Consider the following 22697-nt stretch of genomic DNA (forward strand, 5'->3'; position numbering starts at 1 on the left):
GGCCCTGTCAATCGTCGCTACGCACCAACCCGCGGCGCACCGACAGCAACTCGAACTCGGGGTGTGCGGCGACCAGACGCTCGGCCGCGTCGAGCACCTCGACGGCGTGGCTGCGGTCGGCGGAGGCCATCGCCACCCCGATGCCCGCCCGGCGGTAAAGCTCGTGTGACCCCGTCTCGGCGGCCGACACGCTGAATCTGCGCTGCAACTCGGCGATCACCGGACGGATCACCGAGCGCTTCTGCTTGAGCGAGCGCACATCGCCGAGCAGCACGTCGAATTCGAGCCAGCCGATCCACATGGCAGCGGTCAGCGGCCGGGTGCCGCCGGCGGCGCGAACTGTGGCGAAGCCACGGCCAGCAGCATTCGAGCAGTTTGTTGGGACAGTTGCCAGCCCCCTTGATACGGCTTGAATTCCATCGGAAACGTGAACACGCCCGCCGCGCCGGGCTGGGGCGTGGCGACCCGCACGGTGGCCACCACGTATCCCGGATGAACATTCGACCACGCGATGTCTCGCACTTCGATCTGCATCGGTGCGTAACCGTTGTCGAGCAGGGCGTTGGCGAATGCGTCGATGACGGGCGCGTGCGCGGGGGTCGCGCCCTCCACCAGGTTCAGCTTCTGGATGCCGGGAATCCCCGGGTCGGCCAGCCGGTACAGCACGCCGACAAGGACTTCCGGTGGTGGCAGCGGAACGTTCTGCGGAGGCGTAACCGCCACAGTGGGCGGCGCCGACGCCGGCGGCACGGCGTTGTGCCGGTGACCGGAACACCCCGACAGACCGAGCGCCGCCACAATGGTGGCGGCGCTCAGGACTGCAATGAGGGCTCGGCGCATTCAAGCAGCGGTCAGCTGCCTGCCGCCTGCACCGCCTGGATCAGCGTCATTGCGGAGCTGCGCGACAGCTTCCAGCCGCCCTGGTTCACGAACGTGATGTTCTGGGTGGTCGGTGCGAGGTGTGGGCCGGTGGCCGTGACGTCCGCCGATGCCGTGCCCGGGCCGGCCGGGACGATGTTCGCGATGTTGAATGACAGCGGCAGGCTGCCGTTCGCAGCGGCCTGTTTCAGTTTCTTGTCCGCGATGTGGCCCTCGACCCCGCCGACGCCGCCCTCCACCAGGTAGCTCTTGCTGGCGAACGGGACGCCGGGGTTTTGCAATTGGTTGAGGACATTGATCAGTTGGTCGGCGGTTGGTACGTCTGCCGCGGGGGCGGGGTCCTTCGGCATCGGTGCGCCGAAGACAACCGGCTGAACCTGAGGCGTCGTCGCGGTTACGGATGAATTGAAGATCACACCGACGGATGCTGCACCGATCGCGGCGGCGGTTGCCACGCCTGTGGCTAGGGATTTCACGGTCAAGATGTCCTCTCGATTGGGCCGATTCAACATGATGTTAACGCTGGTGCCAGTGTGCCCCATTTCGAGTTCCCGCATGAATTGGAAATCGCCGGTAGCGTTGATGTATCCGCCGCACCACACGTCCGGAGCGGGAAAGGAGCGCAACATGGGTGAGTCAGAGCGTGAAGCGTTCGATAGCCCGCGCGAATCCGACCTGTCCAGCGACGATGCCGCCGAACTGGAGGAGTTGCGGCGCGAGGCGGCGATCTTGCGCGAGCAACTCGATAACGCCGTCGGAGTGCAGAGTGCGGCGCGCAGTGCCCGTGACGTGCATCAGCTCGAAGCGCGTATCGATTCGCTCGCCGCGCGCAATTCGAAATTAATGGAAACTCTTAAAGAAGCGCGCCAGCAACTGTTGGCGCTGCGCGAGGAGGTCGACCGGCTCGGACAGCCGCCGAGCGGTTATGGCGTGTTGTTGGCCACCCACGACGACGACACCGTCGACGTGTTCACCTCCGGTCGCAAGATGCGGCTCACCTGCTCGCCCAACATCGAAGTCAAGGCGTTGAAGAAAGGGCAGACAGTTCGGCTCAACGAGGCTTTAACTGTCGTCGAGGCCGGCACCTACGAATCGGTCGGCGAGATTTCCACGTTGCGCGAGATCCTCGCCGACGGTCACCGAGCCCTGGTCGTCGGGCACGCCGACGAGGAACGCATCGTCTGGCTTGCCGAGCCGTTGGTTGCCGAGGACCTGCCCGACGGGATTCCCGACGCCCTCAACGACGACATGCAGCCCCGCAAGCTGCGTCCCGGTGACTCGCTGCTGGTGGACACCAAGGCCGGGTACGCGTTCGAACGCATCCCCAAGGCCGAGGTCGAGGACCTGGTGCTGGAAGAGGTGCCCGACGTCACCTACGACGACATCGGCGGGTTGGGCCGGCAGATCGAGCAGATCCGCGACGCCGTCGAACTGCCGTTCCTGCACAAGGAGCTGTACCGGGAGTATGCGCTGCGCCCGCCCAAGGGTGTGCTGCTCTACGGCCCGCCCGGTTGCGGTAAGACATTGATCGCCAAGGCGGTGGCCAACTCCTTGGCAAAGAAGATGGCCGAGGTTCGCGGCGACGATGCGCGCGAGGCGAAGTCGTACTTCCTCAACATCAAGGGCCCGGAGCTGCTGAACAAGTTCGTCGGCGAAACCGAGCGCCACATCCGGCTGATCTTCCAGCGGGCGCGTGAGAAGGCGTCCGAAGGCACACCGGTCATCGTGTTCTTCGACGAGATGGACTCGATCTTCCGCACCCGCGGCACCGGGGTCTCCTCAGACGTCGAGACGACGGTGGTGCCACAGCTGCTCAGTGAGATCGACGGCGTGGAAGGTCTGGAGAACGTCATCGTGATCGGCGCCTCCAACCGCGAAGACATGATCGACCCGGCGATCCTGCGGCCGGGCCGCCTCGACGTCAAGATCAAGATCGAGCGGCCGGATGCCGAAGCGGCACAGGACATCTTCTCCAAGTACCTCACCGAGGAGCTGCCGGTGCACGCCGACGATCTGGCGGAGTTCGGTGGCGATCGCACGGCTTGCATCGAGGCGATGATCGTCAAGGTCGTCGACCGGATGTACGCCGAGATCGACGACAACCGGTTCCTGGAGGTCACCTACGCCAACGGTGACAAGGAAGTCATGTACTTCAAGGACTTCAACTCCGGGGCGATGATCCAAAACGTCGTCGACCGGGCGAAGAAGAACGCCATCAAGTCGGTGCTGGAGACCGGTCAGCCGGGTCTGCGCATTCAGCATCTGCTGGATTCCATCGTCGACGAGTTCGCCGAGAACGAGGATCTGCCCAACACCACCAACCCCGATGACTGGGCACGGATCTCGGGCAAGAAAGGCGAGCGGATCGTTTACATCCGCACCCTGGTCACCGGCAAGAGCTCGAGCGCATCGCGCGCCATCGACACCGAATCCAACCTGGGCCAGTACCTGTAGACGTTCGCGGCGAAGAAAACGCCCAAGCGCACGTCGCCTAGTCTTTAGGGCATGCAACGGATTATCGGGACCGAGGTCGAGTACGGCATCTCGTCGCCGTCAGACCCGACCGCGAACCCGATTTTGACCTCCACCCAGGCGGTGTTGGCCTATGCGGCCGCCGCGGGGCTGCAGCGTGCCAAACGCACCCGCTGGGACTACGAGGTGGAATCGCCGTTGCGAGACGCCCGCGGTTTCGACCTGAGCCGGTCGGCCGGCCCGCCGCCCGTCGTCGACGCAGACGAGGTCGGCGCTGCCAACATGATCTTGACCAACGGCGCGCGGCTCTACGTTGACCACGCCCACCCGGAGTATTCCGCGCCCGAGTGCACCGATCCGCTCGACGCGGTGATCTGGGACAAGGCCGGCGAGCGCGTGATGGAGGCCGCCGCCCGGCATGTCGCCAGCGTGCCCGGCGCGGCCAAGTTGCAGCTTTACAAGAACAACGTGGACGGCAAGGGCGCGTCCTACGGCTCGCACGAGAACTACCTGATGAGCCGCCAGACCCCGTTCTCGGCCATCATCGCCGGGCTGACCCCGTTTTTGGTGTCGCGTCAGGTGGTCACCGGCTCCGGCCGAGTCGGGATCGGCCCGGCGGGCGACGAGCCGGGCTTCCAGTTGTCCCAACGTGCCGACTACATCGAGGTCGAGGTCGGGCTGGAGACCACGCTGAAGCGCGGCATCATCAACACCCGCGACGAACCGCACGCCGACGCCGACCGTTACCGCCGCCTGCACGTCATCATCGGCGACGCGAACCTCGCCGAGACGTCCACCTATCTGAAGCTGGGCTCCACCGCGCTGGTCCTCGACCTGATCGAGGAGGGCCCTGCACAGGGGATCGACCTGACCGACCTGACGCTGGCCCGGCCGGTGCACGCTGTCCACGCGATCAGCCGCGATCCGTCGCTGCGGGCGACGGTGGCCTTGGCCGACGGCCGCGAACTGACCGGCCTTGCGCTGCAACGGATTTACCTGGACCGGGTGGCGAAGCTGGTGGACAGCCGCGACCCCGACCCGCGCGCCAACGACATCGTCGAAACCTGGGCACACGTGCTTGATCAGCTCGAGCGTGACCCGATGGACTGCGCCGAACTGCTGGACTGGCCGGCCAAGCTGCGCATCCTCGAGGGCTTCCGGCACCGGGAGAACCTGAGCTGGTCGGCACCGCGGTTGCATCTCGTCGATCTACAGTATTCGGATGTCCGGCTGGACAAAGGCCTCTACAACCGGTTGGTGGCCCGCGGTTCGATGCGGCGTCTGGTCACCGAACAGCAGGTGCTCAACGCAGTGGACAACCCCCCGACGGACACCCGGGCCTATTTCCGCGGCGAGTGCTTGCGCCGGTTCGGCGCAGACATCGCCGCCGCCAGCTGGGACTCGGTGATTTTCGACCTGGGCGGCGACTCGCTGGTTCGAATCCCGACGCTGGAACCGCTGCGGGGCAGCAAGGCCCACGTCGGGGCGCTGCTGGACTCGGTGGACAGCGCCGTCGAGCTGGTGGAACAACTGACGACCTGACGGTCGTTAGCGAGGAAAGGTCGGTGTCGACCGGTAGTGTAGAGAGACCGGCGCGCGTGTAATGCGCCGCCGATGACAAAGCAGGAGGCAGCGATGGCTCAGGAGCAGACCAAGCGTGGCGGTGGCGGCGGCGACGACGACGACCTGACCGCCAGCACGGCCGCGGGCCAGGAGCGTCGCGAGAAGCTGACCGAGGAAACCGACGATCTGCTCGACGAGATCGATGACGTTCTGGAAGAGAACGCCGAGGACTTCGTGCGCGCGTACGTCCAAAAGGGCGGACAGTGACCTGGCCGTTCCGCGATCGCCTGGTCACTAACTCAGCACTTCCCGGAGTCCCATCTACCCCCGTAGAGCTGTCCTCGTTCGCCGACTTCCTGCGCCGTCAGGCGCCTGAGCTGCTGCCCATGGGCAGCGGTAGCGCCGAACCCGCCGGTACCGGGCAGCTGCCGCACGGGACCACCATCGTCGCGCTGAAATACCCCGGCGGTGTCGTGATGGCGGGCGACCGCCGCTCGACACAGGGCAACATGATCGCCGGCCGCGACATCAAGAAGGTGTACATCACCGATGACTACACCGCGACCGGGATCGCCGGCACCGCAGCCATCGCCGTCGAATTCGCCCGGCTCTACGCGGTCGAACTCGAGCACTACGAGAAGCTGGAGGGCGTCGCGCTGACGTTCCCAGGCAAGGTCAACCGGCTGGCGAACATGGTGCGCGGCAACCTCGCAGCCGCGATGCAGGGCCTGGTGGCGCTTCCGCTGCTGGCCGGTCTCGACCTCGACGATCCCGAGCCGGAGAAGGCGGGCCGCATCGTGTCGTTCGACGCGGCAGGCGGCTGGAACCTCGAGGAAGAGGGCTACCAGGCGGTGGGTTCGGGGTCGATCTTCGCCAAGTCGTCGATGAAAAAGCTGTATTCGCAGGTGTCCGATGCGGATTCGGCGCTTCGGGTCGTCGTCGAGGCGCTCTACGACGCGGCCGACGACGACTCCGCCACCGGCGGACCGGATCTGGTCCGTGGCATCTATCCGACCGCGGTCCTCATCGACGCCGACGGCGCACAAGACGTGCCCGAGGAACGCATTGCCAACCTGGCGCGAGAGGTCATTGAAAACCGCTCTCGCGCAGACACTTTCGGTCCGGACGCGCAAGGCTCGCGGGGTGAGAAGTGAGTTTCCCGTACTTCATCTCGCCCGAGCAGGCGATGCGCGAGCGCAGCGAGCTGGCGCGCAAAGGCATCGCGCGAGGCCGCAGCGTGGTCGCGCTGGCCTACTCCGGCGGAGTGCTGTTCGTCGCCGAGAACCCGTCGCGCTCACTACAGAAGATCAGCGAGCTCTACGACCGGGTCGGCTTCGCTGCCGCCGGCAAGTTCAACGAGTTCGACAACCTGCGCCGCGGCGGCATCCAGTTCGCCGACACCCGTGGCTACGCCTACGACCGTCGCGACGTCACTGGCCGGCAGCTGGCCAACGTCTACGCGCAGACGCTCGGCACCATCTTCACCGAGCAGGCCAAACCGTATGAAGTCGAGCTGTGCGTGGCCGAAGTCGCGCACTACGGCGAGACCAAACCACCTGAGCTGTACCGGATCACCTACGACGGGTCGATCAACGACGAGCCGCACTACGTGGTGATGGGTGGCACCACCGAGCCGATTGCCAACGCGCTCAAGGAGTCTTACGCCGAGAACGCCGATTTGGCCGATGCGGTGCGGATCGCCATCAATGCCCTGCAGACGGGCAGCTCCAACGGAGGTGACCAGCCCGCCCTCGGGGTGTCGACGTTGGAAGTCGCCATTCTCGACGCCAAGCGCCCCCGGCGCGCGTTCCGCCGGATCACCGGTTCAGCGCTGGAGGCTTTGCTGCCCAAAACGAAGAACTCGGGCGCCGCAGACAACGGCTCGTCGAAGTAGCTGCGGCCGGTTCGTCAAAGGATTCGAGACCCGCTCCCGGCGGGGGTGCACACCGGCTTCGCAAACAACCAGTACGCTCGAATCGTGCAGCGGCGGATCATGGGCATCGAGACCGAATTCGGTGTCACCTGCACATTCCACGGCCACCGGCGCCTGTCTCCCGACGAGGTGGCCCGTTATCTCTTCCGCAGGGTGGTGTCCTGGGGCCGCAGCTCCAACGTATTCCTGCGAAACGGCGCCCGGCTCTACCTCGACGTGGGCAGCCATCCCGAGTACGCCACCGCCGAATGCGACAGCCTGGTGCAACTGGTTACCCATGACCGTGCCGGCGAGCGCGTGCTGGAGGACCTGCTCGTCGACGCCGAACAGCGGCTCGCCGACGAGGGCATCGGCGGTGACATCTACCTGTTCAAGAACAACACCGACTCGGCCGGCAACTCCTACGGCTGTCACGAGAACTACCTGATCGTGCGGGCCGGTGAATTCTCCCGGATCTCCGACGTGCTGTTGCCTTTCCTGGTCACCCGCCAGCTGATCTGCGGGGCCGGCAAAGTGCTGCAAACCCCCAAGGCCGCGACGTTCTGCCTATCCCAGCGCGCCGAGCACATCTGGGAGGGCGTCTCTAGCGCGACAACGCGATCACGCCCCATCATCAATACCCGCGACGAGCCGCACGCCGACGCCGAAAAATACCGCCGGTTGCACGTCATCGTCGGCGACTCCAACATGTGCGAAACCACCACAATGCTCAAGGTGGGAACCGCCGCGCTGGTGCTGGAAATGATCGAAGCCGGCGTGGCGTTCCGCGACTTCTCGCTGGACAACCCGATCCGCGCCATCCGCGAGGTCAGCCACGACATCACCGGCCGGCGTCCGGTGCGGCTGGCCGGCGGGCGTCAGGCCAGCGCACTGGACATCCAGCGCGAGTACTACGCCAGGGCCGTCGAGCATCTGCAGACCCGCGAGCCCAACGCGCAGATCGAGCAGGTCGTCGACCTGTGGGGACGTCAGCTCGACGCCGTCGAGAGTCAGGACTTCGCCAAGGTCGACACCGAAATCGACTGGGTGATCAAGCGCAAGCTCTTCCAGCGCTATCAGGACCGCTATGACATGGAGCTGTCCGACTCCAAGATCGCTCAACTCGATCTGGCCTATCACGACATCAAACGTGGCCGCGGCGTCTTCGATCTGCTGCAGAGCAAGGGCCTGGCAGCGCGCATCACCACCGACGAAGAAATCGAGGACGCCGTCGACCAGCCGCCGCAAACCACCCGTGCGCGGCTGCGCGGCGAGTTCATCAGCGCCGCCCAGGCCGCCGGGCGTGACTTCACCGTCGACTGGGTGCACCTCAAACTCAACGACCAGGCCCAGCGCACCGTGCTGTGCAAGGACCCGTTCCGGTCGGTCGACGAGCGGGTCAAGCGGCTGATCGCCAGCATGTAAACCGGGCCGGCCCGGCAATTAGGCTGATGTCCGTGGCGATTTCGAAAGTCGAACGGTTGGTGAACCTCGTCATCGCGCTGCTTTCCGCCCGCGGCTACCTAACCGCCGAGAAGATCCGATCCACCGTGGCTGGCTATTCCGACAGTCCCAGCGACGAAGCGTTCTCACGGATGTTCGAGCGCGACAAGAACGAGCTGCGCGACTTGGGGATTCCGCTCGAGACCGGCAAGGTGTCGGCATTCGATCCGGTGGAGGGCTACCGCATCAACCGCGAGGCTTACGCGCTGCCCGCCGTGGAGTTGACGCCCGATGAGGCGGCCGCCGTGGCGGTCGCCACCCAGCTGTGGGAGTCGCCGGAACTGATCACCGCCACCCAGGGCGCGCTGCTCAAGTTGCGGGCCGCCGGGGTGGACCTCGACCCCGACGCGCCGGTGGCCATCGCTTCGCCGGCGGGGATCGCGGGGTTGCGGGGATCGGAGGGCGTGCTCGGGGCGTTGCTGTCGGCCATCGATGCCGGGCAGGCCGTTCAGTTTCCGCATCGCCCGTCGCGCACCGAGCCGTACACCACCCGCACCGTCGAACCGTGGGGGGTGCTGACCGAGCGGGGCCGGTGGTATCTGGTGGGGCACGACCGCGACCGCGGCGCCACCCGCGTGTTCCGGCTGTCCCGGATCGGGGAGCAGGTGACGCCGATCGGCCCGGCCGGCGCCGTCACCCGGCCCGAAGACGTCGACCTGCGCACGATCGTGGCCGAGGCGGTCGGCGAGACGCCGTCGGGCGTGCAGGCCCAGGTGTGGGTGGCCGACGGGCGGGCCACCGCGCTGCGGCGCGCCGGGACGTCGCTCGGGCCTCGGCAACTGGCCGGCCGCGACGGCGAGGTCATCGAGCTCGACGTGGGATCCACCGACCGACTGGCGCGTGAGGTCGCCGGTTACGGCGCCGACGCCGTTGTGCTGGAACCCTCGTCGCTGCGCGACGAGGTATTGGCCAGGCTGCGCGCACATGCGGAGGTGGCGTCGTGACACCGGTGTCCACGCGCCTGGTGCGATTGCTCAACATGGTGCCGTATTTCCAGGCCAACCCGCGGGTCACCCGGGCCCAGGCCGCCGCCGATCTGGGCGTCTCGGTCAAGCAACTGGGCGAGGACCTCGACCAGCTGTGGATGTGTGGCCTGCCCGGCTACAGCCCGGGTGATCTGATCGACTTCCAGTTCTCCGGCGACACCATCGAGGTGACGTTCTCCGCCGGCATGGACACGCCGCTGCAGCTCACCTCGCCGGAGGCCACCGGGCTGTTGGTGGCGCTGCGGGCGCTGGCGGACATCCCGGGGGTCGTCGACCCGGAGGCGGCGCGCAGCGCCATCGCGAAAATCGAGGCGGCGGCCGGGGCCGCCGGACACGGCGATCACGTCGCCGCGGTCGACGAGCCGGCGCCCGCCGAAGTTCGGGCCGCGGCCGCGGTACGCGAGGCGGTGCGCGGCAAGCGGGCGCTGCGCATCGACTACTACTCGGCCTCGCATGACACCCTGTCCACCCGGATCGTCGACCCCATCCGCATTGTGCTGGTCGGCGACCACAGCTACCTGGAGGCATGGTCACGCGAGGCCGAGGGGGTGCGGCTGTTCAGGTTCGACCGCATCGTCGACGCGACGGTGCTCGACGAGCCGTCCGCGCCGCCCAAACCCGCGGTGCAGGCGCCGCCGGACACCTCCCTGTTCGACGCCGACCCGGCGCTGCCGTCGGCGACGCTGCAGCTCGCGCCGTCGGCCTCGTGGATGTTCGAGTACTACCCGATGCGCCTGCTGCGTGAGCTGCCCAATGGTCACTGCGAGGCGGCGATGACCTACGCCTCCGACGAGTGGATGGCGCGCCTGGTGCTGGGCCTGGGGTCCTCGGTGCGTGTCCTGGCACCGGAATCGCTGGTCCGACGGGTGCGCGACGCAGCGACGGCGGCGCTGGAGTCCTACCAGGCCGCGGCGCGGTAGCATCGTGGGGACGTCTGGAGGTAACCAAAGTGGGCAGTCTTAGTCCGTGGCACTGGGCGATCCTTGCCGTCGTGGTGGTGCTGCTGTTCGGTGCCAAGAGGCTTCCCGACGCGGCACGTTCGTTGGGTAAGTCGTTGCGCATCTTCAAGTCCGAGGTTCGTGAACTGCAAAGTGACAGCAAGCCGGAGACGTCTGCCGCCCAGCCCACGCAGGCCTCGCCGGTGCAGTCCGAGCGGGTCGACCCGCCACCGGCCGACGGACGGACGGCCTAGCCTGGCATCGCTGCCGCGGCGCCCGAGCGCCTTCTGACCGTGCGGACCACCGGCTTTCTCAGGCGGCTCGATCCACGCCTGCGTCGCAGCCGCACCAATCCCGACGGGACCATGTCGCTCGTCGCGCACCTCACCGAATTGCGCACCCGGCTGCTGATCTCGTTGGCCACGATCGTGCTCACCACGGCGCTGGGCTTCGTCTGGTATTCGCACTCGCTGTTCGGGCTGGAAAGCCTGGGCGAGTGGCTGCGGCATCCCTACTGCGCGCTGCCGGCGTCCGCGCGGGCCGACATCAGCGCCAACGGGCAATGCCGGTTGTTGGCCACGGCGCCGTTCGACCAGTTCATGCTGCGGCTGAAGGTCGGCCTCACCGCCGGGATCGTGCTGGCCTGCCCGATGTGGCTCTACCAAATCTGGGCGTTCATCACGCCGGGGCTGTACAAGAAGGAGCGCCGCTTCGCGGTGGCGTTCGTGGTGCCCGCGGCGATGCTGTTCGTCGCCGGCGCGGTGCTGGCCTACCTGGTGCTGTCCAAGGCGTTGCACTTCCTGTTGACCGTGGGCAGCGACGTGCAGGTGACCGCGCTGTCCGGCGACCGGTATTTCGGTTTCCTGATCAACCTGCTGCTTGTTTTCGGGGTCAGCTTCGAGTTCCCGTTGCTGCTGGTCATGCTCAACCTGGCCGGCGTGCTGAGCTATGCCCGGCTGAAGTCCTGGCGGCGCGGCCTGATCTTCACGGTGTTCGTGTTCGCGGCGATATTCACCCCGGGATCCGACCCGTTTTCGATGATCGCGCTCGGGCTGGCGCTGACCCTGCTGCTCGAACTCGCCATCCAGATCGCCCGCCTGCACGACAAACGGAAAGCCAAACGCGAAGCGCTAACCGCGATCCCCGACGAGGAAGCATCGACCATCGAACCGCCGTCGGCAGTGCATGAAGACGTCACCTGACCCGAGCGAGCTGGCCCGGTTCAGCGCCGAACTGGCCTTCGGGCTCGACCCGTTTCAGCAGCAGGCCTGTGAGGCGCTGGAACGCAGCCACGACGTGCTGGTCTGCGCCCCGACCGGGGCCGGCAAGACCGTCGTCGGCGAGTTCGCGGTGCACCTCGCGCTGGCCGCGGGCGGCAAATGCTTCTACACCACACCGCTGAAGGCGCTGTCCAACCAGAAGCACACCGACTTCGTCGCACGCTACGGCCCGGATCGGATCGGGCTGCTCACCGGCGACCTGTCCGTCAACGCCAACGCACCGGTGGTGGTCATGACCACCGAGGTGCTGCGCAATATGCTCTACGCCGATTCGCCTGTGCTGCAAGGGCTTTCCCACGTGGTCATGGACGAGGTGCATTTCCTGGCCGACCGGATGCGTGGCGCGGTGTGGGAGGAGGTGATCCTGCACCTGCCCGACGAGGTGCGACTGATCAGCTTGTCGGCGACGGTGAGCAACGCCGAGGAGTTCGGTGGCTGGATCCAAACCGTGCGCGGCGATACGACGGTCGTCGTCGACGAGCACCGGCCGGTCCCGCTCTGGCAGCACATGATGGTGGGCAAGCGCGTCTTCGACCTGTTCGACTACACCGGCGACGAAGGCAAGCATCAGCCGCAGGTGGACCCAAACTTGTTGCGCCACATCGCGAATCGCCGTGAGGCGGACCGGCTGGCGGACTGGCGGGGCCCCCGCAGGCAGGCGGGACGGCCGAGCATGTACCGGTCGCCGTCACGCCCGGACGTGATCGCGACGCTCGACCGCGAAGGCCTGCTGCCGGCGATCACGTTCGTGTTCTCCCGGGCCGGTTGTGATGCAGCGGTCGCGCAGTGCCTGCGATCGCCGCTGCGGTTGACCACCGAGGAGGACCGGGCGCAGATCGCCGAGGTGATCGACCACCGCTGCGGCGACCTCGCCGACTCCGACCTGGATGTGCTCGGCTACTACGAGTGGCGCGAGGGGCTGCTGCGCGGTTTGGCCGCTCATCACGCCGGGTTGTTGCCGGTGTTTCGGCACACCGTCGAGGAGCTGTTCAGCGCCGGGCTGATCAAAGCGGTGTTCGCCACCGAAACCCTGGCGCTGGGCATCAACATGCCGGCTCGCACCGTGGTACTGGAGCGGCTGGTGAAGTTCAACGGCGAGCAGCACGTCCCGCTGACGCCCGGCGAGTACACGCAGCTCACGGGGCGGGCCGGCAGGCGCGGCATCGACATCGAGGGCCATGCGGTCGTCATCTGGCATCCCGAGATCGAACCGGCCGAAGTCGCCGGCCTCGCCTCCACACGCACCTTCCCGCTGCGTAGCTCGTTCGCGCCGTCGTACAACATGACGATCAACCTGGTGCACCGAATGGGCCCGGAGCAGGCGCACCGCCTGCTGGAGCAGTCGTTCGCGCAGTATCAGGCGGACCGCTCGGTGGTCGGTCTGGTCCGCGGCGTCGAGCGTGGCGAGCGGATGCTCGACGAAATCGCCGCCGAACTCGGCGGAAAAGATGCGCCGATCCTCGACTACGCCCGGCTGCGCGAGCAGATCTCGCAGCGGGAGCGCGCGCAGGCCCGCTCATCGCGATTGCAGCGACGGCAGGCGGCCAACGACGCGTTGGCGGCGCTGCGTCGCGGCGACATCATCACGATCACCCACGGCCGCCGTGGCGGCCTGGCGGTCGTGCTGGAATCCGACCGCGACAGCTCCGACCCGCGGCCCCTGGTGCTGACCGAGCACCGCTGGGCGGGGCGGATCTCGTCGGCCGACTATTCCGGCGCGTCGACGCCGATGGGTTCGATGTCGCTGCCCAAGCGGGTCGAACACCGCCAGCCGCGGGTTCGCCGCGATCTGGCGTCGGCGCTGCGGTCGGCGGCCGCCGGATTGCCGAGTCCGTCCGGCCGTCGTGGGCGTGGCGCACGCGGCGAGGAGCCCGACATCGACCCCGAGCTGGTGTCGCTGCGCCAGCAGCTGCGCCGTCATCCCGCGCATCACGCGCCCGGCCGGGAGGCCCAGGTTCGCGTCGCCGAACGGTACTTGCGCATCGAACGCGACAACGCCGCGCTGCAGAAGAAGGTGGCCGCCGCCACCAACTCATTGGCCCGCACCTTCGACCGGATCGTCGGGCTGCTCACCGAGCGTGGATTCATCCGGCCCACCGACGGTGATCCCGCGGTCACCGACGACGGGCGGCTGCTGGCCCGGATCTACAGCGAAAGCGACCTCCTGGTGGCCGAATGCCTGCGCACCGGGGCCTGGAAGGGCCTGCGACCCGCCGAATTGGCTGCCGTGGTCTCGGCCGTGCTCTACGAATCCCGCGGCGGTGACGGACCCGGACCGCCGCAAAACGCGGAGCTCCCGACCCAGGGGGTGCGCCAGGCGCTGCATCGGACGCGCCGGCTGTCGGCGCAGTTGCGCGCCGATGAGCAGCTGCACCGGATCACCCCGAGCCGCGAGCCCGACGACGGTTTCGTCGGCGCGCTCTACCGCTGGGCCACCCGCGGCGATCTGGCCGCGGCGTTGGCCGCCGCCGACACCGACGGCATAGGTTCCGTGTTGTCGGCCGGCGACTTCGTGCGTTGGTGCCGGCAGGTGCTCGACCTGTTGGACCAGATCCGCAACGCCGCCCCCCAACCGGAGCTGCGGGTCACCGCCAAGAGTGCGATCGACACAATTCGGCGTGGGGTCGTCGCAGTTGACGCCGGGTAGGCTAAGGCCCGAGCTACGGTTGCATCCAGCAACCAGTGCCAGGACTGCAATGAGGACTGAGAGGACTGACACACGATGAGCGGACCGCAAGGGCCCAACCCGACGCAGCCGTGGCAGAAGCCCGAGGGCGAGGATCAGCCGTCGACGGGCGGAGAAAAGACCGAGCAATCCTCGCCGTGGCAGCAGCCCTCCGGCGAACAGCAGACCTGGCAGACGCCCATCGGGGAGCAGCCGACCTGGCAGACCCCGATAGGGGAGCAGCCCACCTGGCAGGCCCCCGCCTACACGCCCAGCGAGTATCCGCAGTATCAGCAGCAGCCGGCCCAGTACTACCCACCGTCGCAGCCGTTCCCGCAGCCCACCGGCTACCCGCAGCAGGAGCAGCAGCCCGGCGCACAGCCCGGCCAGTACGCACAGCCGGGGCAATACGGCCAGCCTGGGCAGTACGGGCAGCCGGGGCAATACGGCCAATATCCGCCGGGTCAGTACGGCCAGTACCCGCAGCCCGGCGCCTACGGCCAGCCCCCAGGGGCGCCCGGCGCCAAGGGGTCCCGACGGGTGATCGGCACGGTGATCGGCGTGTTCGCGGCCATCGTCGTTGCGGTTGTTTTGGTGCTGGGCTTTTGGGCGCCAGGGTTTTTCGTGACAACCAAGCTCGACGTCAACAAGGCGCAGGCGGGTGTGCAGCAGATCCTCACCGACTCCACCAACGGGTACGGCGCCAAGAACGTCAAGGACGTCAAGTGCAACGACGGTAAGGACCCGACGGTCAAAAAGGGCGGCACCTTCGACTGTGACGTCAGCATCGACGGCACCAAACGTCAGGTGACCGTGACCTTCCGGGACAACAAGGGCACCTACGAGGTCGGCCGGCCCAAGTAGCGGCCGGCTCCTCAGCCCGGCAGCGCGTCCAGCGCCTTCTGCAGCCGGGCGATCGACGACCCGACGCCGTAACGCTTGGCGAGGTCGGCAACGCGCCGCGGATGCGCGGCCGCCAGCGGCAGGGCATCGGTAGGCGTCGAGAGCTTGACGGGAGCGTCAAGGGCCACCCGCACCACCGGGCCCGCGGCCTCGACATAGTCGGCGGCCTTGCGCAGCTTGGCTCTGACACCTTTGGACAACGACGATTTCGGGTCCTCGACGGCGTTCAGGATTCCCGCCAGCGAGCCGTGCTGAGCCAGCAACGTGGCCGCGGTCTTCTCGCCGATGCCGGGTACGCCGGGGAGCCCGTCGGAGGGGTCGCCGCGCAGCAACGCCAGTTCGGCGTAGGCCGCGCCGGCCCGTTCGGCGGGCAGGTCAAAGCGCTCGGCCACCTCGCGGGGGCCCAACAACGTGGCATTGGTCAGCCCGCGTCCGAGGTAGAGCACCCGTACCGAGACCGGGTCGTCGCCGACCACCTGCAGCAGGTCGCGGTCGCCACTGACCACGACGACGGGGTCGCGTCGTTCCCGCGCCGCCAGCGTGCCGATCACGTCGTCGGCTTCAAAGCCCGCCGCGCCGCCTGTGCAGATGCCGAACGCGTCGAGGATGTCCTCGATCATCTCCACCTGCGGGGACAACTCGTCGGGCACCTCCTCGACGTCGGGCTCCCCGTCGGGATTTTCCTGCTCGACGCGGTGCGCCTTGTACGACGGGATGGCATCGACCCGGAACTGCGGGCGCCAGTCCAAATCCAGGCACACCACCAGCCGTCCCGGTCGTTGCCGGGTGATCACCAACGCCAGCGAGTCCAGGAACCCCCGCACGGCGTTGACCGGGCGGCCGTCGGGCGCGGTGATCGACGACGGGACCCCGTAGAAGGAGCGAAACCACATGCTGGCCCCGTCGAGCAGCAGCAGAGGTGCGGACATGCCCGATATCCTGCCAGCGTGACCGGCAACCGATTCGACGCACAGGTTTATGCCCGCCGAATTGCGTCGGCGGGCGCGGCCGCCGGGGCCGCGGGCCTCGCCGGCCTGGTGATCACCCCCGGGTATGACTTGCGCTATCTGATCGGGTCCCGCGCGCAGACCTTCGAGCGGCTCACCGCGCTGGTGTTGCCGGCCTCCGGTGAGCCGACCGTCGTGGTCCCGCGGCTGGAGCTGGCCGCACTCAAGGAGTCCGCCGCCGCGGATCTGGGCCTGGCAGTGCGTGATTGGGTCGACGGCGACGACCCCTACCAGCTGGTCGCGACGGCGCTGGGCGGCGCCCCGGCGGCCACCGCGGTGACCGATTCCATGCCGGCGCTGCACCTGTTGCCGCTGGCCGATGTGCTTGGCGCGTTGCCGGTGCTGGCCACCGGCGTGCTGCGCGAGCTACGGATGGTCAAGGATTCCGCTGAGATCGACGCGCTGCGCAAGGCCGGGGCGGCCATCGACCGAGTCCATGCCCGGGTGCCGGAGTTCCTGGCGCCGGGGCGAACCGAGGCCGACGTCGCCGCCGACATCTCCGAAGCGATTCTGGCCGAGGGGCATTCGGAGGTGGCCTTCGTCATCGTCGGCTCCGGGCCGCACGGCGCAGACCCGCATCACGAGTGCTCGGAGCGCGAACTTCGGCCCGGGGACATCGTCGTGGTCGACATCGGCGGCGCATACGAGCCGGGCTACCACTCTGACTCGACCCGGACCTACAGCATCGGCGAACCGAACGCCGAAGTGGCACAGCACTATTCGATGCTGCAACGCGCGCAGCGCGCCGCGGTCGATATGGTCCGGCCGGGTATCACCGCCGAACAGGTGGACGCCGCCGCCCGCGAGGTGCTGGCCGAGGCAGGCTTGGGCGACTATTTCGTGCACCGGACCGGGCACGGTATCGGGTTGTCGGTACACGAAGAGCCCTACATCGTTACCGGCAACGATCTGCCGCTGGCCCCGGGGATGGCGTTTTCCGTCGAACCCGGCATCTATTTCCCCGGCCGGTGGGGGGCCCGCATCGAGGACATCGTGGTGGTGACCGACGACGGTGCCATTTCCGTCAACAATCGACCGCATGAGCTGATCGTCGTGCCGACCTCCTGACCCGCCAGCTACGCTCGTGCGATGACCGATCACGACCGCGCCGCTGCCCGGCGAGAGATCACCGATGCGCTACTCACCGCGCTGGAACGCCGACATGAAGTGCTGGACCTGATCGTGGAGGCCGACGACCGGTCGTCGGCGGTCGACGGCCTGATCGCCCTGCTGGGCACGTCCCGGCTGGGCGCCGAGGCGGTCATCGGCATGTCGTTCGATCAACTGACCAAGGATTCGCGCAGGAAGATCGCCGCCGAACTCGAGGACCTCAACAACCTGTTGAGTTTCACGTTCAAAGACCGGCCGGCCAGCTCCGGGGACACCTTGGTCCTGCGCCCATTTTCGGGCGAGGTGGACCGGGACATTTTCGCCGCGCGCACCGACGACATCGGCGCCGCCGGCGACGGCTCCGGCGGCCCTGCCGGTGGCCTCGACGACGAGATCCGCTCGGCGCAGGAACGATTCGACGCCGAAGAGGCCGCATGGTTTGTCGCGCTCGACGGCGAACAGAAGGTCGGGATGGTGTTCGGCGAGCTCGCCGACAACGAGGTTCACGTCCGGATCTGGATCCGTCCCGACTGCCGGCACCGGGGTTACGGCACCGCCGCGCTGGCCAAGTCGCGACCAGAGATGGCCGCGTATTTCCCTGCGGTGCCGCTGGTGATCAGGGCGCCCGGCGCCACGCTCGTCTAGGTGTCGCGGTGCAGCCGCACCATGCGGGTGGTGCTGCTTTCGTCCAGGTCCACGAGGTCGCTGCGGGACCGGAGGAAGTCGCTGAATGAGCGGAAGCCCAGCGACTTTTCACTGAACGACGGGTCCATTCGCTTCATCTGCGCCTTGACCGCCGAATTGTGCAGCCATTCGGCGTCGTCCTTCTCGTGTCCGATCCGCAGTGCTCGTTCGAGCAACCCGGTGGCCGCGGCTTGCGGGTCGGGCGCCTCGGCCTCCTCGTCGGCCTCCGCTTTGGTGCGCCGGGTCCGTTTCCTCGGCGCCGCGTTCTCGGTGCCCGAGACACCGGGCAGCGCGTCATAGCTGACGAACTCGTCGCAGGCGGCGGTGAGCGAGCGGCTGGTCGAACCGGCCACGCCGATCCCGACGACGTAGCGCCCCAGGCGCTTACACCGCTGCGCGAGCGCGATGTAGTCGGAGTCCCCGGCAACGATGACGACGTGGGTGAGGTCGGGCAGCCGGAACATGTCTTCGACCGCGTCGACCGCTAGCCGGATATCGGCGCCGTTCTTGCCGTAGGCCGCCGCTGGAAACAGCTGCACCAAATCGACTGCCCGGCCGACAAGTTGGCCGCGGTAGCCGGCGTTGACTTCCGAGGACCAGTCGGCGTAGGCCTTCGTCAGCACCAGAGTTCCGAACGATGAAGCGAAATCGATGATCGCACCGACATCGACGGTCGCGTTCACCAGCCGCTCGGGATCCTTGTCGAATCCGCGCGCCTTGTCTCGCTGAAACGAGTTGCGCCCGTGCACCTCGTCGTAACGCGACATCACGATGTTGTCGAAGTCGAGGTAGACCGCGACCCGGGTCGCCGGCTCGGTCATGGCGTCTCAGCCTTTGCCACGAGCCAGCAGATCCGAGGATCCCAGCACGCGTTCCACCTGCACCTCGATGACCACCCGCCGGGGGTTGGGCCGCGGAGTGCGGTAACGCTGCGCGTAGCGCAGCTCGGCGTCGCGGACGGCATCGATCTCGCTGTTCACGCTGGCCCGCCCTTCCAGCGACAGCCAGCGGGCGCCGTCGACCTGGCTGAGCACCGCGATCCCGCCACGTTGGGCGTTCACCGCCTTCTGAGAGCCGCCGCTGGTGATGACGCGCGCGATGTGTGTCCTGGGGTCGAAGGTGAAACCCACCGCCACCACATGCGGCGAATTGTCGGCGCGCAGCGTGGTCAACATGGCGAGATGGCGTTCGGTGAGAAACGCCAGCGCGTCGTTGGTCAGCCGGGCGGTGGAGTTTGCCATCACCGCTCACGCTAGCGCAGGCAATAATCGGGGCCGTGGATGACACGGGCGCTCCGACGGTGCTGATCCTCGGCGGGCGCAGCGAGATCGGCACCGAACTCGCCCAGCGGCTGGCTCCCGGCGCGACGGTTGTGCTCGCCGCACGCGGCGCCGACCGGCTTGGCGAGCAGATCGCGGCAGTCCGCGCCGCCGGGGCGACGGCGGTCTACGCCCGGGAGTTCGACGCCGACGACCTGGACTCCCACGGCACGCTGGTCACGTCGATCATCGCCGACCACGGCCCGCTCGACACCGCGGTACTGGCGTTCGGGGTCCTCGGGGATGCGGCTCGCGCCGAGACCGATGCCGCGCACGCGGTGGCCGTCGTGCACACGGACTACGTCGCGCAGGTGAGCCTGCTCACGCATCTGGCTGCGGCGATGCGGCGCGCCGGTCGCGGGACGCTGGTGGTCTTCTCCTCGGTGGCCGGGGTGCGGGTGCGCCGGGCCAACTACGTGTACGGCTCGGCGAAGGCCGGCCTGGATGGCTTCGCCAGCGGGCTGGCCGACGCGCTGCACGGCACTGGGGTGCGGCTGTTGATCGTGCGGCCCGGGTTCGTCATCGGGCGGATGACGCACGGTATGACGCCGGCGCCGCTGGCCAGCACTCCCGCTCAGGTGGCCGCCGCGACGGCGCGGGCGCTACGCAAGCGGCGGCGCACGGTGTGGGTGCCGTGGGCATTGCAGCCGATGTTTTTCTGCTTGCGGCTGTTGCCGCAGTTTATCTGGCGCAGGATGCCGAGATGATCGTCGTTGTGGGAATTGGCGCCGACGGCATGGCGGGCTTGTCGGAGGTGTCGCAGTGCGAATTACGCAGGGCCACAGTTGTTTACGGATCAGCGCGGCAACTCGACTTGCTCGATGACACGGTGGCGGCATCTCGCCGGCAGTGGCCGTCGCCGATGCTGCCTGCCCTGCGCACGTTGCTCGATGGCCACCGCGAGGACGTGCACGTGCTGGCCAGTGGCGACCCACTGCTGCACGGCATCGGCAGCACGTTGATCCGGCTGTTCGGGCCTGAGCGGGTGACGGTGTTGCCGCACGTCTCGGCGGTGACGCTGGCGTGCGCGCGGATGGGTTGGACGGTGCAGGACACCGAGGTGATCAGCCTGGTCTCGGCGGCGCCGCGGACCGCGGTGCGCCGCGGCGGCCAGGCGATCGTGTTGTCGAGCGACGGAACCACACCCAAGGCGCTGGCGATGCTGCTCGATGCGTATGGCCGCGGCGACTCCGAGTTCAGCGTGCTCGAACAGCTCGGGGGCCCGAAGGAGCGCCGCCGCGACGGCACCGCCAGGGAGTGGGCTACTGACTCGCCGGTCGACGTCGACGATCTCAACGTGATCGCCATCCGCTACCTCCCCGATGAGCGGACGGCGTCCTTGCCCGACGATGCGTTCGTCCACGACGGGCAGATCACCAAACAGAGCATGCGGGCGGTGACGATGGCGGTGTTGGCGCCGCGGCCGGGGGAGCGGTTGTGGGACGTCGGTGCCGGCTCGGGCAGCATCGCCGTCGAGTGGTGCCGCAGCTGGCGCGGCTGCGCCGCGGTGGCGTTCGAACGTGACGAGCGGCGCCGGGTCAACATCAGGGCCAACGCCGCAGCCTCAGGCCTGGAAATCGATGTCCGTGGCGAGGCGCCCGGGGCGTTCGACGGCGCGCCCGAGCCGTCTGTCATCTTCATCGGAGGCGGGCTGACTCAGCCCGGTCTGCTCGACGCGTGCCTCGATCAGCTGCCCGCCGGTGGCCGCCTGGTGGCCAACGCCGTCACGGCTGAGTCGGAAGCCGTTGTGGTGCAAGCACACTCGAAGCTGGGCGGCACGCTTCGCCGCTTTCAGCATTACCGGGGCGAGCCGCTGGGGGGCTTCACCGGTTGGCGCCCGCAGCTGCCGGTCACCCAGTGGGCGGTGACCAAGCAATGACGGTGTACTTCATCGGCGCGGGACCAGGTGCCGCCGACTTGATCACCGTGCGCGGCCAACGGCTGCTCGAAAGGTGCCCGGTGTGCCTGTATGCCGGCTCGATCATGCCCGATGACCTGCTGGCGCTCTGCCCGCCCGACGCGAAGATCGTCGACACGGGACCGCGCACACTGGAACAGGTCATCACCGAGATCGCCGACGCCGATGCCGCCGGCCACGACGTGGCGCGGCTACACTCCGGCGACCCGTCGCTGTACAGCGCGCTGGCCGAACAATGCCGTCGACTCGACGGGCTCGGTATCGGCTACGAAATCGTGCCCGGCGTACCGGCTTTCGCTGCGGCCGCCGCCGCGCTGGGCCGCGAGCTCACCGTCCCCGGGGTGGCCCAGACGGTGACACTGACCCGGATCGCGACGGTGTCGACTCCGATGCCGCCCGGTGAGGATCTGGCGACACTCGCGAAGGCCGGTGGAACTTTGGTGCTGCACCTGGCCGCCGCGCAGATAGATGCGATCGTGCCGCAGCTGCTGGGCGGCAGCTACCGTACCGAAACACCCACGGCGGTAGTGGCTTTCGCCAGCTGGCCGCAGCAGGTCGTACTGCGCGGAACTCTGGGCGATATCGCCGGGCAGATGCACGATGCCGGGATCACCAAGACCGCCGTCATCATCGTCGGCGATGTGCTGGCCGCCGAGGGATTCACCGACAGCTACTTGTATTCGGTAGCAAGGCGAGCGCGACACTGATGCGGGTATTGCTGCTCGGCGGCACCGCCGAGGCGCGCACGCTGGCAGCGAGGCTGCATGGCCGTGTCGACGTCATCAGCTCGCTGGCCGGACGCGTGCCGGACCCGGCGCTTCCGGTTGGCCCGGTGCGGATTGGCGGATTCGGCGGTGTCGAGGGCCTGCGAAAGTGGCTGCGCGACGAGCACATCGACGCGGTCGTCGACGCCACCCATCCGTTCGCGGCCACAATCACCGCGCATACCGCCGAGGTTTGTGGGGAACTAGAGCTGCCTTATCTCGTGCTGGCCCGTCCCGCGTGGGATTCGGGCGATGCCGTCGTGGTGAGCTCGGATGTGCATGCAGCCGAAGTGGTGGCCAGTCAACGGTTCTCCCGGATATTTCTCACCACTGGCCGATCCGGTGTGGCGGCCTTCGCGGAGAGCGACGCGTGGTTCTTGATCCGGGCCGTCACCGCGCCCGACCCCGGCATGCTGCCGCGCCACCACCAACTGCTGCTGTCTCGCGGGCCGTATGACTATGACGGAGAATATGCGTTGCTGCAGGAGCACCGGATCGACGCGCTGGTCACCAAGAACAGCGGCGGCGATATGACGCGGGCCAAGCTGGACGCCGCCGCGGCGCTCGAGGTGCCGGTGGTGATGGTGGATCGCCCGCCGCTGCCGGCCGGGGTGATGACGGTGGGAACCGTCGACGAGGCTGCCGAATGGGTCCGCCTCCGGCCGCGCGAGCCGATTGAGGATGCAGGTCGAGATGAGCAGCCTTAGCGTCACCTGAGCCCCGACGACGAAGGTGTCCCGGAGGTTCACAGCGTTTTCCCAGCGTAGAGGCACAGCCGGTGTCACCATAGTGAC

24 protein-coding genes are annotated in these 22697 nt (G+C 67.9%); 18 read left to right on the forward strand and 6 right to left on the reverse strand.

Annotated elements, in window-relative coordinates:
• Positions 1 to 7 precede the first annotated feature (7 nt).
• Genes AWC06_RS20910 through AWC06_RS20920 form a run of 3 tightly spaced genes read right to left on the reverse strand, consistent with a single transcriptional unit; the run spans position 8 to position 1391 of the window.
• Positions 8 to 301 carry a DUF503 domain-containing protein gene (locus tag AWC06_RS20910; RefSeq protein ID WP_085199872.1) on the reverse strand — a complete coding sequence of 98 codons (294 nt, stop codon included), beginning with the start codon at positions 299 to 301 and terminating at the stop codon, positions 8 to 10.
• Between the two features lie 8 nt (positions 302 to 309).
• Entirely contained in the window at positions 310 to 840 is a 531-nt protein-coding gene (gene lppK / locus AWC06_RS20915) for a lipoprotein LppK (RefSeq protein WP_085199873.1), read from the reverse strand.
• Positions 841 to 851: 11 nt separating this feature from the next.
• Entirely contained in the window at positions 852 to 1391 is a 540-nt protein-coding gene (locus AWC06_RS20920) for an MTB12 family secreted protein (RefSeq protein ID WP_139820158.1), read from the reverse strand.
• A 115-nt stretch (positions 1392 to 1506) separates the two neighbouring features.
• On the opposite strand from AWC06_RS20920, the gene arc reads away from it, so the two are divergent.
• From arc to AWC06_RS20980, 12 genes are all read left to right on the forward strand, one after another.
• Positions 1507 to 3333 (forward strand): proteasome ATPase, encoded by a 1827-nt coding sequence (gene arc, locus AWC06_RS20925; protein WP_085199874.1) that lies wholly within the window; start codon positions 1507 to 1509, stop codon positions 3331 to 3333.
• A gap of 51 nt (positions 3334 to 3384) precedes the next feature.
• Positions 3385 to 4893: a pup deamidase/depupylase gene (gene dop, locus AWC06_RS20930; protein WP_085199875.1), complete on the forward strand. Its 1509-nt coding sequence runs from the start codon at positions 3385 to 3387 to the stop codon at positions 4891 to 4893.
• Positions 4894 to 4986: 93 nt separating this feature from the next.
• On the forward strand, positions 4987 to 5181 hold the full coding sequence (locus tag AWC06_RS20935; RefSeq protein WP_062540654.1) for a ubiquitin-like protein Pup: 195 nt from the start codon (positions 4987 to 4989) through the stop codon (positions 5179 to 5181).
• Positions 5178 to 6068 (forward strand): proteasome subunit beta, encoded by an 891-nt coding sequence (prcB, locus tag AWC06_RS20940; protein ID WP_085199876.1) that lies wholly within the window; start codon positions 5178 to 5180, stop codon positions 6066 to 6068. Before AWC06_RS20935 ends, prcB begins: the two co-directional genes overlap by 4 nt.
• Complete coding sequence (prcA, locus tag AWC06_RS20945) at positions 6065 to 6808, forward strand: proteasome subunit alpha (RefSeq protein WP_085199877.1); 744 nt, start codon at positions 6065 to 6067, stop codon at positions 6806 to 6808. Before prcB ends, prcA begins: the two co-directional genes overlap by 4 nt.
• An 84-nt stretch (positions 6809 to 6892) precedes the next feature.
• A complete protein-coding gene (gene pafA, locus AWC06_RS20950; RefSeq protein ID WP_139820159.1) occupies positions 6893 to 8251 on the forward strand; it encodes a Pup--protein ligase in 1359 nt (452 codons plus the stop codon).
• A gap of 32 nt (positions 8252 to 8283) precedes the next feature.
• On the forward strand, positions 8284 to 9273 hold the full coding sequence (locus AWC06_RS20955; protein WP_085200099.1) for a helix-turn-helix transcriptional regulator: 990 nt from the start codon (positions 8284 to 8286) through the stop codon (positions 9271 to 9273).
• Complete coding sequence (locus AWC06_RS20960) at positions 9270 to 10235, forward strand: helix-turn-helix transcriptional regulator (protein ID WP_085199878.1); 966 nt, start codon at positions 9270 to 9272, stop codon at positions 10233 to 10235. Before AWC06_RS20955 ends, AWC06_RS20960 begins: the two co-directional genes overlap by 4 nt.
• A gap of 29 nt (positions 10236 to 10264) precedes the next feature.
• Complete coding sequence (gene tatA, locus AWC06_RS20965; RefSeq protein WP_085199879.1) at positions 10265 to 10507, forward strand: Sec-independent protein translocase subunit TatA; 243 nt, start codon at positions 10265 to 10267, stop codon at positions 10505 to 10507.
• A 39-nt stretch (positions 10508 to 10546) separates the two neighbouring features.
• Positions 10547 to 11455: a twin-arginine translocase subunit TatC gene (gene tatC, locus AWC06_RS20970; RefSeq protein WP_085199880.1), complete on the forward strand. Its 909-nt coding sequence runs from the start codon at positions 10547 to 10549 to the stop codon at positions 11453 to 11455.
• Positions 11439 to 14180 carry a DEAD/DEAH box helicase gene (locus tag AWC06_RS20975; RefSeq protein WP_085199881.1) on the forward strand — a complete coding sequence of 914 codons (2742 nt, stop codon included), beginning with the start codon at positions 11439 to 11441 and terminating at the stop codon, positions 14178 to 14180. Before tatC ends, AWC06_RS20975 begins: the two co-directional genes overlap by 17 nt.
• A gap of 75 nt (positions 14181 to 14255) precedes the next feature.
• The gene (locus AWC06_RS20980) at positions 14256 to 15062 is read left to right on the forward strand and encodes a DUF4333 domain-containing protein (protein WP_085199882.1); all 807 of its coding nucleotides are present in this window, start codon (positions 14256 to 14258) and stop codon (positions 15060 to 15062) included.
• An 11-nt stretch (positions 15063 to 15073) separates the two neighbouring features.
• On the opposite strand, the gene AWC06_RS20985 is transcribed toward AWC06_RS20980, so the two are convergent.
• Positions 15074 to 16030: a 5'-3' exonuclease gene (locus tag AWC06_RS20985; RefSeq protein ID WP_085199883.1), complete on the reverse strand. Its 957-nt coding sequence runs from the start codon at positions 16028 to 16030 to the stop codon at positions 15074 to 15076.
• Between the two features lie 18 nt (positions 16031 to 16048).
• Between AWC06_RS20985 and AWC06_RS20990 the strand changes: the two genes are divergently transcribed.
• Both AWC06_RS20990 and AWC06_RS20995 read left to right on the forward strand, forming a co-directional pair.
• On the forward strand, positions 16049 to 17176 hold the full coding sequence (locus AWC06_RS20990; RefSeq protein WP_085199884.1) for a M24 family metallopeptidase: 1128 nt from the start codon (positions 16049 to 16051) through the stop codon (positions 17174 to 17176).
• Positions 17177 to 17197: 21 nt separating this feature from the next.
• Positions 17198 to 17863 carry a GNAT family N-acetyltransferase gene (locus AWC06_RS20995; protein ID WP_085199885.1) on the forward strand — a complete coding sequence of 222 codons (666 nt, stop codon included), beginning with the start codon at positions 17198 to 17200 and terminating at the stop codon, positions 17861 to 17863.
• On the opposite strand, the gene AWC06_RS21000 is transcribed toward AWC06_RS20995, so the two are convergent.
• Both AWC06_RS21000 and AWC06_RS21005 read right to left on the reverse strand, forming a co-directional pair.
• Positions 17860 to 18723, reverse strand: a complete 864-nt coding sequence (locus AWC06_RS21000) for an NYN domain-containing protein (RefSeq protein WP_085199886.1) — start codon at positions 18721 to 18723, stop codon at positions 17860 to 17862. The genes AWC06_RS20995 and AWC06_RS21000 overlap by 4 nt on opposite strands.
• Positions 18724 to 18729: 6 nt before the next feature.
• Positions 18730 to 19143 carry a F420-dependent biliverdin reductase gene (locus tag AWC06_RS21005; protein ID WP_085199887.1) on the reverse strand — a complete coding sequence of 138 codons (414 nt, stop codon included), beginning with the start codon at positions 19141 to 19143 and terminating at the stop codon, positions 18730 to 18732.
• Positions 19144 to 19178: 35 nt separating this feature from the next.
• Between AWC06_RS21005 and dprE2 the strand changes: the two genes are divergently transcribed.
• From dprE2 to AWC06_RS21025, 4 genes are read left to right on the forward strand one after another with little or no spacing between them, the layout of a single operon-like run.
• A complete protein-coding gene (gene dprE2 / locus AWC06_RS21010; protein WP_085199888.1) occupies positions 19179 to 19928 on the forward strand; it encodes a decaprenylphospho-beta-D-erythro-pentofuranosid-2-ulose 2-reductase in 750 nt (249 codons plus the stop codon).
• Positions 19925 to 21100: a precorrin-6y C5,15-methyltransferase (decarboxylating) subunit CbiE gene (gene cbiE / locus AWC06_RS21015; protein WP_085199889.1), complete on the forward strand. Its 1176-nt coding sequence runs from the start codon at positions 19925 to 19927 to the stop codon at positions 21098 to 21100. The genes dprE2 and cbiE overlap by 4 nt, the downstream gene beginning before the upstream one ends.
• Positions 21097 to 21846 carry a precorrin-4 C(11)-methyltransferase gene (gene cobM / locus AWC06_RS21020; RefSeq protein ID WP_085199890.1) on the forward strand — a complete coding sequence of 250 codons (750 nt, stop codon included), beginning with the start codon at positions 21097 to 21099 and terminating at the stop codon, positions 21844 to 21846. Before cbiE ends, cobM begins: the two co-directional genes overlap by 4 nt.
• Positions 21846 to 22610, forward strand: a complete 765-nt coding sequence (locus AWC06_RS21025; RefSeq protein ID WP_085199891.1) for a cobalt-precorrin-6A reductase — start codon at positions 21846 to 21848, stop codon at positions 22608 to 22610. The genes cobM and AWC06_RS21025 overlap by 1 nt, the downstream gene beginning before the upstream one ends.
• Positions 22611 to 22697 lie beyond the last annotated feature (87 nt).

The organism is Mycobacterium fragae (genome assembly GCF_002102185.1).
GTDB classification, from domain to species: domain Bacteria; phylum Actinomycetota; class Actinomycetes; order Mycobacteriales; family Mycobacteriaceae; genus Mycobacterium; species Mycobacterium fragae.

Coding starts and splice junctions, on each gene's coding strand:
- AWC06_RS20910 (WP_085199872.1), bottom strand. CDS start 301: ATGTGGATCGGCTGGCTCGAATTCGACGTGCTGCTCGGCGATGTGCGC.
- lppK (WP_085199873.1), bottom strand. CDS start 840: ATGCGCCGAGCCCTCATTGCAGTCCTGAGCGCCGCCACCATTGTGGCG.
- AWC06_RS20920 (WP_139820158.1), bottom strand. CDS start 1,391: ATGTTGAATCGGCCCAATCGAGAGGACATCTTGACCGTGAAATCCCTA.
- arc (WP_085199874.1), top strand. CDS start 1,507: ATGGGTGAGTCAGAGCGTGAAGCGTTCGATAGCCCGCGCGAATCCGAC.
- dop (WP_085199875.1), top strand. CDS start 3,385: ATGCAACGGATTATCGGGACCGAGGTCGAGTACGGCATCTCGTCGCCG.
- AWC06_RS20935 (WP_062540654.1), top strand. CDS start 4,987: ATGGCTCAGGAGCAGACCAAGCGTGGCGGTGGCGGCGGCGACGACGAC.
- AWC06_RS20975 (WP_085199881.1), top strand. CDS start 11,439: ATGAAGACGTCACCTGACCCGAGCGAGCTGGCCCGGTTCAGCGCCGAA.
- AWC06_RS20980 (WP_085199882.1), top strand. CDS start 14,256: ATGAGCGGACCGCAAGGGCCCAACCCGACGCAGCCGTGGCAGAAGCCC.
- AWC06_RS20985 (WP_085199883.1), bottom strand. CDS start 16,030: ATGTCCGCACCTCTGCTGCTGCTCGACGGGGCCAGCATGTGGTTTCGC.
- AWC06_RS20995 (WP_085199885.1), top strand. CDS start 17,198: ATGACCGATCACGACCGCGCCGCTGCCCGGCGAGAGATCACCGATGCG.
- AWC06_RS21000 (WP_085199886.1), bottom strand. CDS start 18,723: ATGACCGAGCCGGCGACCCGGGTCGCGGTCTACCTCGACTTCGACAAC.
- AWC06_RS21005 (WP_085199887.1), bottom strand. CDS start 19,143: ATGGCAAACTCCACCGCCCGGCTGACCAACGACGCGCTGGCGTTTCTC.
- cbiE (WP_085199889.1), top strand. CDS start 19,925: ATGATCGTCGTTGTGGGAATTGGCGCCGACGGCATGGCGGGCTTGTCG.
- cobM (WP_085199890.1), top strand. CDS start 21,097: ATGACGGTGTACTTCATCGGCGCGGGACCAGGTGCCGCCGACTTGATC.
- AWC06_RS21025 (WP_085199891.1), top strand. CDS start 21,846: ATGCGGGTATTGCTGCTCGGCGGCACCGCCGAGGCGCGCACGCTGGCA.